The organism is Bacillus sp. B4EP4a (assembly GCF_006680105.1).
GTDB lineage: Bacteria > Bacillota > Bacilli > Bacillales > DSM-1321 > Peribacillus > Peribacillus simplex_E.
The window spans coordinates 1-238 of the sequence record NZ_VHIK01000101.1 but is presented as its reverse complement, the minus strand read 5'-3'; the positions used below and the strand labels follow the sequence as shown (position 1 = coordinate 238).

Below are 238 nucleotides of genomic sequence, written 5' to 3'. Positions count from 1 at the left end.
ATTTTTACATATTGGCTACTAACATAACCTGTTTGACCATTTAAGCTAACCTTTAGCCATCCATTCGCATCTTTTCCAGTAACCGTTAGCTTTGTGCCCTGTTTAACTGTTGCTATAATTTTATTAGCAGTAGATGGACCTGTACGGACATTCAAGTTAGCAGTTGCTGTATAAGTTACAGTTGCTGTACTAGAGCCAGATGAAGAGTTTGATATTTTTACATATTGGCTACTAACAT

1 protein-coding gene is annotated in these 238 nt (G+C 36.1%); it reads right to left on the bottom strand.

What is annotated here, in order from left to right; genetic code table 11:
- The coding region (locus FNK51_RS26185; RefSeq protein WP_141995237.1) for an SH3 domain-containing protein at positions 1–238 on the bottom strand (238 nt) is incomplete at both ends.